Genomic DNA, 13,481 nt, shown 5'->3' on the forward strand with positions numbered 1-13,481 from the left:
TGCCGCTACAGAGCGGCGCGCCACGTCAGGGTAGACGAAACGGCGAGGTTATACGCATTCGCGGGAGAATTGGCCAGCCTCCGTGCCGGCGCGTTGCGTCAGTTTGTGCAGGACCGGTCAAGCGGCTTCGGGCAGTTTCGCAATCACCTTGATCTCGAAATCGAAACCCGCCAGCCAGGTCACGCCGACAGCGGTGACGGTCGGAAACGGCGCTTCACCCCAGAACTCCGGCACGACTGTCCAGATCGTTTCGAATGTCGAGTGCGGATCGACCATGAACACGGTGACATCCACCGCATCACCGAAGCTGCAACCGGCCGCAGCGAGGATGGCGTTGAGGTTGTTGAAGGCGGTGCGTACCTGATCACGCAAATCCGCTTCGGGTGAACCGTCCTCACGGCTGCCGACTTGTCCGGAGACAAACAGGAAACCGTTGGAGCGAATCGCCGGCGAATAACGGTGACGCTCATACAGGGCATGGCGGGCAGGTGGAAAAACAACATCGCGCTTGGACATGGGGCTGACTCCATCAGTGGTTGATGGGCTGACTTTAGGTATTTGCACCTGCCGGATAAACGCGCAAGCTTGGCGTTCACTGTTTGTGAATTTCAAACAATCGAGGGGTGTGGATGGACCGGTTCGATGCGATGCAAGCTTTTGCCCGGGTGGTCGAGGCGGGCAGTTTCACCAAGGCTGCCGAAACCTTGCACATGAGCAAGACCACGGTGACGCAACGGGTGCAGCAACTGGAAGCGCGATTGCGGGTCAAGCTGCTCAACCGCACCACGCGCAAAGTCAACGTTACCGCCGATGGTGCGGCCTATTACGAACGGGTAATCAAGCTGCTCGCCGACATGGACGACGCCGAAACCAGCCTGCGCGGCGCCGCTGCACGACCGCGCGGTCGCTTGCGCATCGACGTGCCAAGCCCGTTTGCGCGGCTGATTCTGGTACCGGCTTTGCCCGAATTTCACGCGCGCTACCCGGATATCCAGATCGACATGGGCGTCAGCGACCGCATCGTCGACATCATTGATGAAAATGTCGATTGCGTGGTACGCGGCGGCGAATTGCTTGATCAATCGCTGATGGCGCGCAAGCTCGCCGACCTGCCATTGGGTGTTTTCGCCGCGCCGGCTTATCTGGCTCGTGAAGGAACGCCTGTACACCCGCTGGAGCTGCAAGACTCCCATCACCGCGTCGTCGCTTTCCTCTGGGCGCGCACCGGCAAACCTCTTCCGTACACAGTGCACAACGGCAGCGAGCGCCTGCAGATCAAGGGTCGCCACGTGCTAGCGGTCGACGACGGCAATGCCTATCTCGCGGCAGGGCTGGCCGGCATGGGTGTGCTGTGGCTGCCAACGTATATGTCTGATGCCCATGTGGCGCAGGGTGAGTTGGTGCCGTTGTTCGGTGACTGGCAGCTTGAATCAATGCCGCTTTATCTGGCCTATCCACCGAATCGACATGTCAGCCTCAAGCTGCGGGTGTTTATTGACTGGATGGTTGAGTTGATGGCGGCGCCGGCGCCAATCGTGACGCGTCGGTAACGGCCATGATTGACTCTTGCGTGGAACCGGCCAACTATCGCCGCATAACAATGACCGATGGACCCGACCTTGATTGAACGACGTCAATTCAGCGGTGGCATGAAGGGCAAGAACCTTCGCTATCTGAATGAACAAAACTGCGATAACACCGGCGTCACCCGCACCGGTTTCCTGTTGCTCGAACACTTTTCGCTTCCGGCCTTCACCCAGGCGCTGGACACCGTGGTCACCACCAATCTGTTGCGCCCGGGACTATTCTCGTCGCGTACTTTCGGCCTGTGTGATGGCGAGGTGGTCAGCGATCTCGGGCTTGTCATCCGCCCCGACACGCGTCTGGATTCTGCCGCGCTTCACGATCTCGATTTGCTGGTGGTGTGCGGCGGCTATCGCACCGAGCTGCGCGCCAGTGATGAGTTCATCAGCCTGCTCAAGGCAGCGGCGGAGCGGGGCGTGAGCCTGGCCGGATTGTGGAACGGTTCTTGGTTTCTTGGCCGCGCCGGGCTGCTCGATGGCTATCGCTGTTCAATTCACCCGGAACATCGCCCGGCCCTGACCGAAATCGCCAAGAGCACCCATGTCAGCAGCGAACCTTATGTGATCGATCGCGACCGGCTAACCGCATCCAGCCCGTCCGGGGCATTCCACATGGCGCTGGACTGGATCAAGGGGTTGCACGGCAAGGCATTGGTCGAGGGCATCGAAGACATTCTTGCCTTCGAAGAGTCGCGTTATCGGCGGATCAAGCCGGATGAAAACATCTGCGTCAGCGCGCCGCTGCGTGAAGTGATCAAACTGATGGACGCCAACCTCGAAGAGCCGCTGGAACTTGAGCAACTGGCGGTCTATGCCGGCCGCTCACGGCGCCAGCTCGAGCGCTTGTTCAAAGAACAACTGGGCACCACGCCACAGCGCTACTATCTCGAACTGCGCATCACCGAAGCGCGGCGCCTGCTGCAACACACCGAGCTGTCGCAGGTGGAAGTGCTGGTGGCGTGTGGTTTCGTCTCACCGAGCCATTTCAGTAAATGCTACAGCTCCTACTTCGGTTATCGGCCTTCGAAGGAAAAACGGCTGGTCAAATAGCACCAGCCGTTTAGTGACCTCGAGGGGGTTCTTCACAGGTGGTCGGCATCCACTACTGCCTGGGCGAACGCTTTCGGAGCCTCTTGAGGCAAGTTATGTCCGATCCCACCTTCAATCAGCCGGAACTGATACTTACCGGTAAACCGCTTGGCGTAGTCTTCGGGTGCCGGATGCGGCGCGCCATTGGCATCACCTTCCAGCGTAATCGTCGGCACGCTGATCGACGGCGCAGTCGAAAGCTTCTCTTCCAGTGCGGCATACTTCGCTTCGCCCTGCACCAGGCCCAGACGCCAGCGGTAGTTGAACACGGTTATCTCGACGTGATCGGGGTTCTGCAACGCTTCGGCGCTACGGTCGAAAGTGGCGTCATCGAACTTCCACTGCGGCGACGCGAGTTGCCAGATCAACTTGGCGAAGTCGTGGGTGTTCTTCTCATAGCCGACGCGACCACGCTCGGTAGCGAAGTAGAACTGGTACCACCACTGCAATTCGGCTTTCGGCGGCAGCGGGTTTTGCCCGGCGGCCTGATTGCCGATCAGATAGCCACTGACCGCCACCAGCGCTTTGACGCGCTCTGGCCACAGCGCTGCGACGATATCCGCCGAACGCGCGCCCCAGTCGTAGCCGCCCAGCACCGCTTGTTTGATGTTCAGTGCGTCCATGAAGTCGATCACGTCGCTGGCCAGCGCCGCCGGCTGGCCGTTGCGCAGGGTGTCTCTGGAGATGAACTGCGTATCGCCATAACCGCGTGCATACGGCATCAACACGCGATAGCCGTTGGCCGCGAGCAATGGCGCGACTTCGTCATAGCTGTGAATGTCGTAGGGCCAGCCATGCAGCAGGATCACCACCGGGCCATCAGCCGGGCCGGTTTCGGCGTAGGCCACGTCGAGTACGCCAGCCTTGACGCGCTTCAGCGCGCCGAATGGGGAGGGCGCGGAATAGCTGGCGGCAGTCGGCTCAGTCGTTTGCGCCTGAACACTGCCAACTGCGCCGAGCAATGACAGCGCCAGGACCGACAAGCCGAGCGCGTGGCTGATTTTTGAAGTGTGCAGAAGCTGTTTCATGCTGACGTCTCCTTTGCAAACCTGTGGCCAAGGGCTGGATGAACCCTTGTAACCTTGGGTGCATTGAAGCGTGGCGAGGTATCTGCTCCGTGTCGCCGGAGGGGGTTTTTGCAAACGCGTGTATGGCAGCGGGGCGCGTACACAGTGTGATACACGCAGGCCAGACCCAACGTTTTCGCACGAAAATAATAAGTGGCTGTTTTAAAACAAAAAATATTTTATCTGGGGCTTCCCAAACGAAACGAATGTTGATAAATTGCGCCCCGTTCTCACAGCGAACCCAACGGGCCGCTGGAAAGAGCAGTAGGGGCGTCGCCAAGCGGTAAGGCAGCAGGTTTTGATCCTGCCATGCGTTGGTTCGAATCCAGCCGCCCCTGCCATCTTCGAAAAAAACGCCAACTTCGCAAGAAGTTGGCGTTTTTTTATGCCTGCGGTTTGGCCTGGCATAGAGAAGTCGATGTGCGCGACGCCGAAGCACCGCGCACATCAATCAGTCAGTGCGGTGCGCGTGGGATGGTTTTCATCAGGTCTTCAGGACTGATGTGCCCGACCACGCTGCCCGGCTGCGGCAGGTTGAGGATGTGGCCTTTCATCTTGCCGATGATGTGCATCTCGCACGGCTTGCAATCGAACTTCAGCGTCAGCACGTCATCGCCGTGAATCAATTGCATCGGCGCGACCTTGGTGCGCACGCCCGTGACGCCTTTGGCCTGTTTCGGGCACAGGTTGAAGGAGAAGCGCAGGCAATGCTTGGTGATCATCACCGGTACTTCACCCGGCTCCTCGTGCGCTTCATACGCCGCGTCGATCAGTTTGACGCCGTGACGGTGGTAGAAGTCGCGCGCCTTTTGGTTATAGACGTTGGCGAGGAAGGTCAGGTGCGAATCCGGGTACACCGGCGGCGGTGTGGTTTCGGCCTTGCGGCTGCCGCGCGGATGCGCCGCGACACGCGCCGCCGTCAGCGCTTCAATGACTTCACGACGCAGGGATTTGAGCTGCGAGTTCGGGATGAAGAACGCTTGCGGCGCATCCAGTTTGACGTCGGTGGCGTGGTACTGCGTCGTACCGAGCTGACCCAGCAGATCGCGCAGTTGCTCCAGCGCCTGTTCCGGCTTGTTGGCAACGCCGAACGGCCCGTTCAGGGTGACGCTGGCGCTGATGCCTTCTTCGCTGGTGGCGGTCACTTCCAGCTGCTCTTCGCGCAGACGGGCGAACCAGCTCAGGGCTACGCGACGTTCCGAAGACGTTTTCTGCAACGCCTGTTGCCAGTTGTGATCGAGGTTGCGGTTCAGCGGGTGGTTCGGGCGCAGCTTGAACAGGCCTTCGGGCATTTCGTTCGGCTCGACGCGATAGCGGTAGCGCTTCTCGCCATCTTCCTCGAACTCGCCTTTGGCCTCGGCGATGTTGGCGCGGAAACCGACCACTTCGCGTTTGACCAGCACGTTCAGGCCATCGCCGTTGGACAGTGGCTCGTGAGTGATGACTTGCATGTCACGTTTGCCGACTTTTTCCACCGTGCCGACCGGCAGGCCGGTGAAGGTCGGCGAATCGAAGGCGCCGATGTCGATCTTGCGATCAGTGACGAAATAGTCGGTGCTGCCACGGTGGAAGGTTTTTTCCGGGTCGGGCAGGAAGAAATGCACGGTGCGGCCGCTTGAGGCGCGGGCCAGGTCCGGCCGATCTTCGAGTACGTCGTCGAGGCGCTGGCGGTAATAGGCAGTGATGTTCTTCACATAGCCCATGTCCTTGTAGCGACCTTCGATCTTGAACGAACGCACGCCGGCCTCGACCAACGCGCGAATGTTGGCGCTCTGATTGTTGTCTTTCATCGACAGCAGATGTTTTTCGTAGGCGATCACGCCGCCCTTTTCATCTTTAAGGGTATACGGCAAGCGGCACGCCTGTGAGCAGTCGCCACGGTTGGCGCTGCGGCCGGTTTGCGCGTGAGAGATGTTGCACTGGCCGGAGAACGCCACGCACAGCGCGCCGTGGATGAAGAACTCGATGGCGGCATCGGTTTCATCGGCGATAGCGCGGATTTCCTGCAGGTTCAGCTCGCGGGCCAGCACCAACTGCGAGAAACCGGCCTGATCAAGGAACTTCGCCCGCTCAAGTGTGCGGATGTCGGTCTGGGTCGAGGCGTGCAGCTCGATCGGCGGGATGTCCAGTTCCATCACGCCCAGATCCTGGACGATCAACGCATCGACACCGGCGTCATACAACTGATGGATCAGCTTGCGCGCTGGCTCCAGTTCGTTGTCGTGCAGGATGGTGTTGATGGTGGTGAAGATGCGCGCGTGGTATCGGCGGGCGAATTCGACCAGTTCGGCGATTTCGCTGACTTCGTTGCAGGCGTTGTGGCGCGCGCCGAAGCTCGGGCCGCCGATATACACGGCGTCAGCGCCATGCAGGATGGCCTCGCGGGCAATGGCGACATCGCGGGCAGGGCTGAGCAATTCCAGGTGATGCTTGGGCAAGGACATAGTTTTTTTAGTCAGGCGGTCACGGTCAAGGCGCGCATTCTACCCGTGAAACGCGCGGCGGGCACGTGTGTGCTGCCCGATGGTGGTTGGCGATCGGGTCCGTTCGGCAGGCTGTTGTGTCGAATGTTCCGGCCCTTTCGCGGGCAAGCCCGCTCCCACGAGGTTTTCGCTGTGCTCATGAGTTTGCTCATAACCAAATACATGTGAGAGTGAGTTTGCCCGCGAAGACTTTGTCTGATTCAGAGGGTGCTCGGCAGACCCCCTGCGATATTGGTCAGCCCTTGGCCGCCATCGCGGTCACTTCCACGCGCATTCCTTCAACCGCCAGTGAGGCAACGCCCACTGCTGCGCGCACAGGCCACGGCTTGGCGAAGTAGCGTTTATAGACTTCGTTGAACGCTGCGCGATCACCCATATCGGTGAGGTAGATAGTCAGATGCAGAACCCGATCCATCGAACTGCCGGCACGCTCCAGTGCGACTTTAAGCGCCTGCAATGTACATTCGCTTTGCTCGGTGATGCCGCCAAGTTCCAGGCTGCCATCGGCGCGGGTCGGGATCTGGGTAGAAACCATGATCCCGCCGAAAGTGGCGACATCGGAAGAGATCGAGTCGGTGTCCGGATCGGGCGTGAAGGTGATGTCTTGGTTGGCCATGGGTATCTCTTGTTGGAGTGAATGATGATCGCGCCAGTTTACAGATTCCCTCCAGCCATGGCCCGTAAGGTTGCCAGAGGCACGTTTGTATAAGCGTGTATCCACCCTCAACGGATACACATGACAACACCAAACCGGGCGTTCGAGACACATCCGCCTTACATGCCGAGACCAAAGTAGCTCTCACACCCACACAGCGTTCAAGAGGGCATCACCATGTACCGTCCACTGTTTCTGGCTTCTGCCGTTGTCTTCGCTTCCCTGACCGGTTTCGCTCATGCGCAAGATGCGCCGGCCATGAGCTGGCAGAAAGGTCTGAGCCGTACCGATCTGGTTCGCCAGGATCTGGGCGCCGACAATCGCGAAGTGATTCAGGCGCGCATCGACTTCGACGCCGGCGTCAGCGCGCCTCGACATGCGCACCCCGGCGTTGAAGTCGCCTATGTGCTCAGCGGCACGTTTGAGTATCAGCTCGAAGGGCAAGCGCCGGTAACACTCAAGGCCGGCGATTCGTTGTATATCCCGGCGGGTGTCGCGCATGTGGCCAAAAACGTGGGCGACGAGAAAGCCGTGGAACTTGCCACTTACGTGGTGCCAAAGGGCGAGCCGCTGCTGACTCTCAAGCCGTGATGCGTCGGGCCGCTATTTCGAGCGCGGCTTGCTCATTGCACGCTTGATGCGCATCCAGTCCTGAAAGGCCGCCGTTCGTTTCGCGTCGGCCAGAGCCTTGGCTTCGGTAAAGCGAGCCCAGGCTTCAGGATTGTCCGTCTCGGCTTCAATGAATGTATAAGCCGCCTCTTCCAGAAGATCCGCCTCGCGGAACATGGCGGCATTTTCAGCCATCTCGTCATCCCACGATCGGCCGAACCCAAATCTCAATGTGCGCTCAGTCATTTTGCGTGATCCTCCTCCCAGACCAGAGGCACCGATTCTCGCCATTGCACCTCGGTCACGCCAAAGCGTTCCGCCATCGGTTTTGAAAAGCGTTTCAACGGAGGCCGGCCGGGGCGGGGAATGGGTGTGATGCCCGCATCACAACTTGCCCATTGCCAGGCTTCGGCATTGTTCATGTTTTTTGTGCGAATGACGAACGATCTGGCCTTTCCGTGAAGCAGGTAATCGATCACGTACAAATCCGCTCCGCTCATACAATTCCTCCGGCTGCTTATAAAGAGGGATATCTGGCGAAATGAATAATTCAGAGAAATTTCCTGTGACCGGGATGACCGGCTGCCCCTGCTTACATAGCGTTGTACGGCCGGTTGATACGTGCACAAGTTGAGCCCGAATGCGGTGGATATCCGTACTGTTCCGGGGCTTGGGGTGTCGATCTGAAAGGATTGAAACGCGCCCGCAACGACGCGTTATTGAGTAGAAGCATCAGGAATAAATGCACGAGCAGACGAAGTCGGCATGAACCTCGGTGTTTTCCACGGCCGTGATCAGGCCTGAATGCAAAGCTTCTTCAGGATTGATGATGCGCGGGGCCGCTGTGAGATATTTCTCTGTTTCCAGCGCATTTTTACCCTGACTCGTACGCTCGGCGACGATTTGCGCGTAGAGGTGCAAGTCATAATCCAGGCTCATGGCGTACTCCGACATCCGCGAGTGATCAACTGAACCTTGCAGGTGCCAATGGAAGGGATGAAACAGAAACTTGCTGTGAGTACAGGCGGTGCGGCGCTGGCCGGCGAGGAAGACAATATTGCCCATTGATTCAACGGTGCCCAGATTATGGGTATGCACCGGAATGGGCAGGGCAAGGAGAAAGTTGTACATCGTGAAGCCGTAACTGCATTCACCGCCCATCGTGGCGATATTGACGATGAGTCGCGGCGCATCTTCCTTTACGGCGAGCGAGGCTTTATCGATCAATTGACCACAGGTCGACGCATTGATCGGGCCGGTGAAGTTGATGACATGAACAGGCATGGCGATTCCCTCGGCTGGTCAGGACTCCTAAGCAATAGCTGTGATCTTGCTGAAATGAAAGTGGGCAGGGGAGACAAGCTCCCCCGCACCCGGCGCATCAACTGTTGCGCCCGCCACCATGGCTGTTTTGACCACCCTTGCGTCCGGCTTCAGAGGCTTTTTCTCGATCATTGGCAAAGTTGCCGCCGCTGTTCTGGCCACCTTTGCTTCCGGCTTCTGCTGCGCGTTCAGGGTCGTTCTTGAAATTCCCTCCGCTGTTCTGACCGCCCTTGCTCCCGGCTTCAGCGGCGCGTTCCGGATCGTTTTTGAAGTTACCGCCGCTGTTCTGGCCGCCCTTGCTACCGATTTCCTGATAGAACTCTTTGTCGTGCGAAGCTGAAGTGGCTTCCCCACCTTTTTTGCCCGCTTCGTTTACCGACATGCCGCCTTGTTTATCTTGTGTCATTTCAAACTTCCTCAATTTTCTATATGGCGCCTTGTGAATAAAAGATGCACAAACTACCTGCCGTCGTCATTCGCAAAGTGCCCGCTAGTTGGCTGATTGGTTTGCTTTATTGGTCTTGCTTGTCTTTTAGCTACAAGTTTGACCGGTCTGCTAAGAACAGCGCTCATAAATTGGCATTGTATCCGGGGTGCGGGAGTTTTCAGAGTTAACTGTCAGTTCCCGGCGCTCATAGCATTCCTGCTGAACGCTCTCTCTGTGTCTTGGACTGACTTGCTGTCTTTCAACACAAGGTGACACCGACGGGCTGTCCGACCTTGTCACGTGCGAACTGCGCGCTGCTTCGGGATACACTTCCGCTCCCTTGTTTCGTTGCACTTCGCCTCGTGCAAAAGCCGTTACCGTTTTCATGATTACGCTCCATCAGCTGATTTCAAAGGGCAGCAGGGCTGCCCTTGTGCCGCTCACTCAGGACTTGCGACCACCGCCGTGGCTGTTTTGACCGCCTTTGCGACCAGCCTCGGATGCTTTTTCACGGTCATTGGCGAAGTTGCCGCCCGATGCCTGGCCGCCTTTTTTGCCAGCTTCAGACGCCTTCTCACGATCGTTCGCGAAGTTACCTGGATTTTTATTTCCTGTAGTCATGATAGCTCTCCGATATCAATTAACGTTTCGCTAGTTATGTCCATTGTTGCACCGGACATCTACTCCGATTACGAGCCGGCGAAAAATGTTTTGAAAATTTTTGTTTAGCCCGATGAACGGTAAGTGCGTGATGAAACTTATACAGAGTGCAGTTTTGCATGCCGCTTCGTATAACTTTTCTATGCGTGGGGTATGGCAAGGGAAGAGTCGGTTTTTGTTACCGTTTCGCTGCGTTTGATAAACCATTTGTCGGCGCGAAGTTGAACTGGAGTTCGCTCGTCTAGAGTCTGTGAAGTATCTCTACAACTGTGCCGAGGACAGAACCATGACCAATCATCACAAAGATCAACCGTTCGCGGAGGATCCGCAAAAAATCAAGGAAGCCGGCAAGAAGGGCGGAACTTCAGTCAATGTGAAAGTCGATCGGGCGGAGAAAGCGCGCGTCGGTGGGCAGCACAGCCATGGCGGTACGCGCACGGGCAAGGGGGACTGAGGCCGATGATCGCGGTCCTCTCTGCGCCAATGCAGAGAGGACTCCTTCACAGAGCTCATCTGAAGCGGGGCAGTGGCCGATCCTGCGGCTTGAGCGTTGAAAGTGTGTCGCGAATCAGCGGCGCGTCCTTTTCAATGTCGTGCAGCCGATCGCGAATGCGCAGCGCCGTCGGATGTCCGCCCTGATGATCGACCCAGTCGGCGATCTCTTTGCACGCGGCTGCAAGGCGCGCCTGGCGGGCGTCGAGCAGGGTGAGGAGGGTAGTGATGGACTCTTTCTCGGACATGGAACACCTCCGTTCAATGAAACCGCTGAACTGCAACAAAAAGCCCGCCTGTCGCGAGCGTTTTGCCGGTGGGGGCTGCTCCATCAGCTGGTTTCAGTATAGACCCGCTGCCGCCGGGCATCAGCCTGAGTGCTGGCGGGCCGGTAATTGAGAACTGGCTGCGTTGAGGCGCTGACATTCGCGGTGAGCATCCGCTTGCTCATCAAAGCCATCGCCAAAAAAGCCGCCAGTGCGTGTGTCGCAGATGCGAAACCACGCCGATGCTTCGGCGGGTTCCTGCTGGCTGTCTGCGGCGCGGCGCCCATGAATGACGATTTTGTTGCAGCGTTTCACGACGAATATGTCTTCCATGGCGCCACCGCAGTTGATTCGTGTCAGATCAACTATAGAAGCCCTGCGCGATCGTGCAAAAAATACCCAGCTCAGCTCGTCGGCGGAATACATGTGAGAGCTGACTTGATCGCGAAGGCAGTGTGTCAGACACAGACGATTCGCCTGCCCCGACGCTTTCGTGAGCAAGCCCACTCCCACAGGTTTCGCGGCGGAACCCAAATTAGGCACCCCGCAAACCTCATGTGGGAGCGGGCTTGCGAAGGCGTCGGGGCAAGCTCAGATCAGTTGCCTGACGCACGATGAGCCTCTGATATCGGCGATCAAGAAGCCTCAGTCACCTCGCACATGCGCTCGAGAAACATCGCCAGTGCCACTTCCTCGGCGCGCAGGCCCATGCGCACTCGCGGGCGGGGCAGTTCGGCGAGGGCGCCGAGCATGAAATGTTCAACTACGGCGGGGTGGATGTAGCACTTGCGGCACACCGCCGGCGTGTTGCCCAACTGTTTGGCGACGTTCTTCACGGCTTCGACCACGTGGCGCTTGGCTTCGGTTTCCGACTCATGCTGCAACTCGCGCAGCACCGACAGTGCCAGGGCGCTGCCTGCCCAGGTGCGGTAATCCTTGGCGGTGAACGCCGCGCCCGTGAGTTTTTGCAGATAGGCGTTGACGTCGGAAGAAGTGACGGTATGCCGTTCGCCGTTTTCGTCGAGATACTGAAACAGGTTCTGCCCGGGGATTTCCAGACAGCGCTTGATGATTCGCGCCAGGCGTCGATCCTTGACGGTGATCTGGTGCTCGATGCCACTTTTTCCACGGAACTGGAACAGGATCGCACTGCCGTTGACCTCGACGTGACGGCTGCGCAACGTCGTCAGGCCATAGGAGCGATTGTCCCGCGCGTATTGGGTATTGCCGACGCGGATCAGGGTGGCATCGAGCAAGGTGATAACCGTAGCCATGACCTTGTCGCGGCTGAAACCCGGCGCATCAAGCAGCGCCTCAAGCTGGCGTCGCAGCTTAGGCAGGGCCAGGCCGAATTCGCGCAGGCGCGAATATTTGTCGGCATCGCGCACTTCGCGCCAGCGTGCGTGATAACGATATTGCTTGCGCCCGCGTGCATCGCGCCCTGTGGCCTGCAGATGTCCGCAGGGATCGGCGCAGATCCACACATCGCTATACGCCGGCGGCACCGCAAGAGCATTGATGCGTTTGATTTCGTCCGGGTCGGTAATGCGCTGCCCGGACGGTTCGAAATAGACGAACTTGCCGCGCAGTTTTTTCCGGGTGATACCAGGCTGAGTGTCATCGACGTAATGCAGATCGGCGGGCAGAGCATCTGTCAGCACGGTATCGGGCATGGCGGCTTCCTTCGGTCATACGGCAGTCTGTAACTGCATTGACCGCAGGCGCTGGCCGTCGTGCCGAATGATTTACGCGAGCACCGCTACCGCCTTGATCTGCGCCCATAGCCGCTGGCCCGGATGCACGTCCAATTGATCGCGAGAAAAGCGCGTGATCCGCGCCAACAGCGACGTGCCATCGGCGTCCAGGCGGATCAGCACGTGCGCACTGTTGTCAGCCGCCTGTTCGCTGATGACCGTCACCGGCAGTCGATTGAGGATACTGCTGGCCGCATCGTTGTTCAGCGCCAGGCTGATGTCTCGCGCGTGTACCTTGCAGCGCAGGGCCTGACCCACGGCCATCGGCGCATGGGTGACGCGAATGTTCATTTCAGTGGCCGGCAACTGCAGGCTGAGCAATTGATAGGTGGCGTCGTAGGCGCTGACCTGGCCTGCGATGATCACCCCGGCGTCATCCCCCAGCGCCAAAGGCAGATCCAGACGCGCGAGGGTCTCGCCGATCGGGCCGCTGGCGAGCGCCTTGCCCTCGCTGAGCAACACCAGATGATCGGCCAGGCGCGCGACTTCGTCCTGGGCGTGGCTGACGTACAGCAGCGGAATATCCAGCTCGTCGTGCAGGCGTTGCAGGTACGGGAGGATTTCGCTTTTGCGGCGGCTGTCGAGCGCCGCCAGTGGTTCGTCCATCAGCAACAGTTTCGGACTGGTCAGCAGGGCGCGGGCGATGCCGACGCGCTGCCGCTCGCCACCGGACAGGTGCTGCGGATAACGCTCAAGCAGATGCCCGATGCCGAGCAATTCGGTGGCCTGGTTCATGTCGACCCGGCGTTGCGACCTGGCGATGCGTTTGAGGCCAAACTCCAGATTGGCCAGCACCGACAGATGCGGGAACAGGCTGGCTTCCTGAAACACGTAGCCAAGCGCACGTTTATGCGGCGGGACGAAGATGCCCTTGGCGCTGTCCTGCCAGACGTCGTCGTTGATCTGCACAAAACCATGCTCTGCGCGCTCCAGCCCGGCGATGCAGCGCAGGCAGGTGGTCTTGCCCGAGCCGGAATCGCCAAACAGCGCAGTGACACCGCGGCCCGGCACTTGCAGATCGACATCCAGTTCGAACCCCGGATAAGCGCGTTTCAGACGTACATCGATCATCG

17 protein-coding genes and 1 tRNA gene are annotated in these 13,481 nt (G+C 58.8%); 5 read left to right on the top strand and 13 right to left on the bottom strand.

Features of this window, described 5'->3' with window-relative positions:
* Nucleotides 1–117: 117 nt before the first annotated feature.
* Nucleotides 118–516, bottom strand: coding sequence for a RidA family protein (locus ACP7D9_RS02355; protein WP_426155447.1), 399 nt, complete (start codon nt 514–516; stop codon nt 118–120).
* A gap of 113 nt (nt 517–629) precedes the next feature.
* On the opposite strand from ACP7D9_RS02355, the gene ACP7D9_RS02360 reads away from it, so the two are divergent.
* Both ACP7D9_RS02360 and ACP7D9_RS02365 read left to right on the top strand, forming a co-directional pair.
* A complete protein-coding gene (locus tag ACP7D9_RS02360; RefSeq protein ID WP_426155449.1) occupies nt 630–1,550 on the top strand; it encodes a LysR substrate-binding domain-containing protein in 921 nt (306 codons plus the stop codon).
* A 57-nt stretch (nt 1,551–1,607) separates the two neighbouring features.
* Nucleotides 1,608–2,633, top strand: coding sequence for a GlxA family transcriptional regulator (locus ACP7D9_RS02365; RefSeq protein WP_397478477.1), 1,026 nt, complete (start codon nt 1,608–1,610; stop codon nt 2,631–2,633).
* 32 nt (nt 2,634–2,665) lie between these two features.
* On the opposite strand, the gene ACP7D9_RS02370 is transcribed toward ACP7D9_RS02365, so the two are convergent.
* Nucleotides 2,666–3,700: an alpha/beta fold hydrolase gene (locus tag ACP7D9_RS02370; protein ID WP_426155451.1), complete on the bottom strand. Its 1,035-nt coding sequence runs from the start codon at nt 3,698–3,700 to the stop codon at nt 2,666–2,668.
* Nucleotides 3,701–4,005: 305 nt separating this feature from the next.
* Between ACP7D9_RS02370 and ACP7D9_RS02375 the strand changes: the two genes are divergently transcribed.
* Nucleotides 4,006–4,080 (top strand) — tRNA-Gln (locus ACP7D9_RS02375).
* Between the two features lie 114 nt (nt 4,081–4,194).
* On the opposite strand, the gene ACP7D9_RS02380 is transcribed toward ACP7D9_RS02375, so the two are convergent.
* On the bottom strand, nt 4,195–6,183 hold the full coding sequence (locus ACP7D9_RS02380; RefSeq protein WP_426155452.1) for a peptidase U32 family protein: 1,989 nt from the start codon (nt 6,181–6,183) through the stop codon (nt 4,195–4,197).
* 274 nt (nt 6,184–6,457) lie between these two features.
* Nucleotides 6,458–6,838, bottom strand: coding sequence for a RidA family protein (locus ACP7D9_RS02385; protein WP_101157158.1), 381 nt, complete (start codon nt 6,836–6,838; stop codon nt 6,458–6,460).
* A gap of 216 nt (nt 6,839–7,054) precedes the next feature.
* Between ACP7D9_RS02385 and ACP7D9_RS02390 the strand changes: the two genes are divergently transcribed.
* Nucleotides 7,055–7,468, top strand: a complete 414-nt coding sequence (locus tag ACP7D9_RS02390; RefSeq protein ID WP_426155455.1) for a cupin domain-containing protein — start codon at nt 7,055–7,057, stop codon at nt 7,466–7,468.
* A 12-nt stretch (nt 7,469–7,480) separates the two neighbouring features.
* Here ACP7D9_RS02390 and ACP7D9_RS02395 read toward each other — a convergent pair whose 3' ends face one another.
* The 5 genes from ACP7D9_RS02395 to ACP7D9_RS02415 form a co-directional block, all read right to left on the bottom strand.
* Entirely contained in the window at nt 7,481–7,732 is a 252-nt protein-coding gene (locus tag ACP7D9_RS02395; RefSeq protein ID WP_426155456.1) for a hypothetical protein, read from the bottom strand.
* Nucleotides 7,729–7,986: a DUF6555 family protein gene (locus ACP7D9_RS02400; protein WP_101157164.1), complete on the bottom strand. Its 258-nt coding sequence runs from the start codon at nt 7,984–7,986 to the stop codon at nt 7,729–7,731. The genes ACP7D9_RS02395 and ACP7D9_RS02400 overlap by 4 nt, the downstream gene beginning before the upstream one ends.
* 232 nt (nt 7,987–8,218) lie before the next feature.
* A complete protein-coding gene (locus tag ACP7D9_RS02405) occupies nt 8,219–8,770 on the bottom strand; it encodes an ATP-dependent Clp protease proteolytic subunit (RefSeq protein ID WP_101157166.1) in 552 nt (183 codons plus the stop codon).
* Nucleotides 8,771–8,867: 97 nt separating this feature from the next.
* Nucleotides 8,868–9,215, bottom strand: coding sequence for a general stress protein (locus ACP7D9_RS02410; RefSeq protein ID WP_101157168.1), 348 nt, complete (start codon nt 9,213–9,215; stop codon nt 8,868–8,870).
* Between the two features lie 465 nt (nt 9,216–9,680).
* Nucleotides 9,681–9,857: a general stress protein gene (locus ACP7D9_RS02415; RefSeq protein WP_039764047.1), complete on the bottom strand. Its 177-nt coding sequence runs from the start codon at nt 9,855–9,857 to the stop codon at nt 9,681–9,683.
* Nucleotides 9,858–10,182: 325 nt separating this feature from the next.
* On the opposite strand from ACP7D9_RS02415, the gene ACP7D9_RS02420 reads away from it, so the two are divergent.
* Nucleotides 10,183–10,350 carry a general stress protein gene (locus ACP7D9_RS02420; protein ID WP_101157169.1) on the top strand — a complete coding sequence of 56 codons (168 nt, stop codon included), beginning with the start codon at nt 10,183–10,185 and terminating at the stop codon, nt 10,348–10,350.
* A gap of 55 nt (nt 10,351–10,405) precedes the next feature.
* Here the strand turns inward: ACP7D9_RS02420 and ACP7D9_RS02425 are convergent, their stop codons facing one another.
* The 4 genes from ACP7D9_RS02425 to modC all read right to left on the bottom strand — a co-directional run bounded on the left by ACP7D9_RS02425 (nt 10,406) and on the right by modC (nt 13,479).
* Nucleotides 10,406–10,636, bottom strand: coding sequence for a hypothetical protein (locus tag ACP7D9_RS02425; protein ID WP_101157171.1), 231 nt, complete (start codon nt 10,634–10,636; stop codon nt 10,406–10,408).
* Between the two features lie 120 nt (nt 10,637–10,756).
* Nucleotides 10,757–10,987 carry a hypothetical protein gene (locus ACP7D9_RS02430; protein WP_101157173.1) on the bottom strand — a complete coding sequence of 77 codons (231 nt, stop codon included), beginning with the start codon at nt 10,985–10,987 and terminating at the stop codon, nt 10,757–10,759.
* Between the two features lie 302 nt (nt 10,988–11,289).
* The gene (locus ACP7D9_RS02435; protein WP_426155460.1) at nt 11,290–12,327 is read right to left on the bottom strand and encodes a DNA topoisomerase IB; all 1,038 of its coding nucleotides are present in this window, start codon (nt 12,325–12,327) and stop codon (nt 11,290–11,292) included.
* A 72-nt stretch (nt 12,328–12,399) separates the two neighbouring features.
* Nucleotides 12,400–13,479 (bottom strand): molybdenum ABC transporter ATP-binding protein, encoded by a 1,080-nt coding sequence (gene modC / locus ACP7D9_RS02440; RefSeq protein ID WP_426155462.1) that lies wholly within the window; start codon nt 13,477–13,479, stop codon nt 12,400–12,402.
* Nucleotides 13,480–13,481: the final 2 nt, after the last annotated feature.

This window comes from Pseudomonas sp. TSRC2-2, assembly GCF_049897785.1.
Classification (GTDB): Bacteria; Pseudomonadota; Gammaproteobacteria; order Pseudomonadales; family Pseudomonadaceae; genus Aquipseudomonas.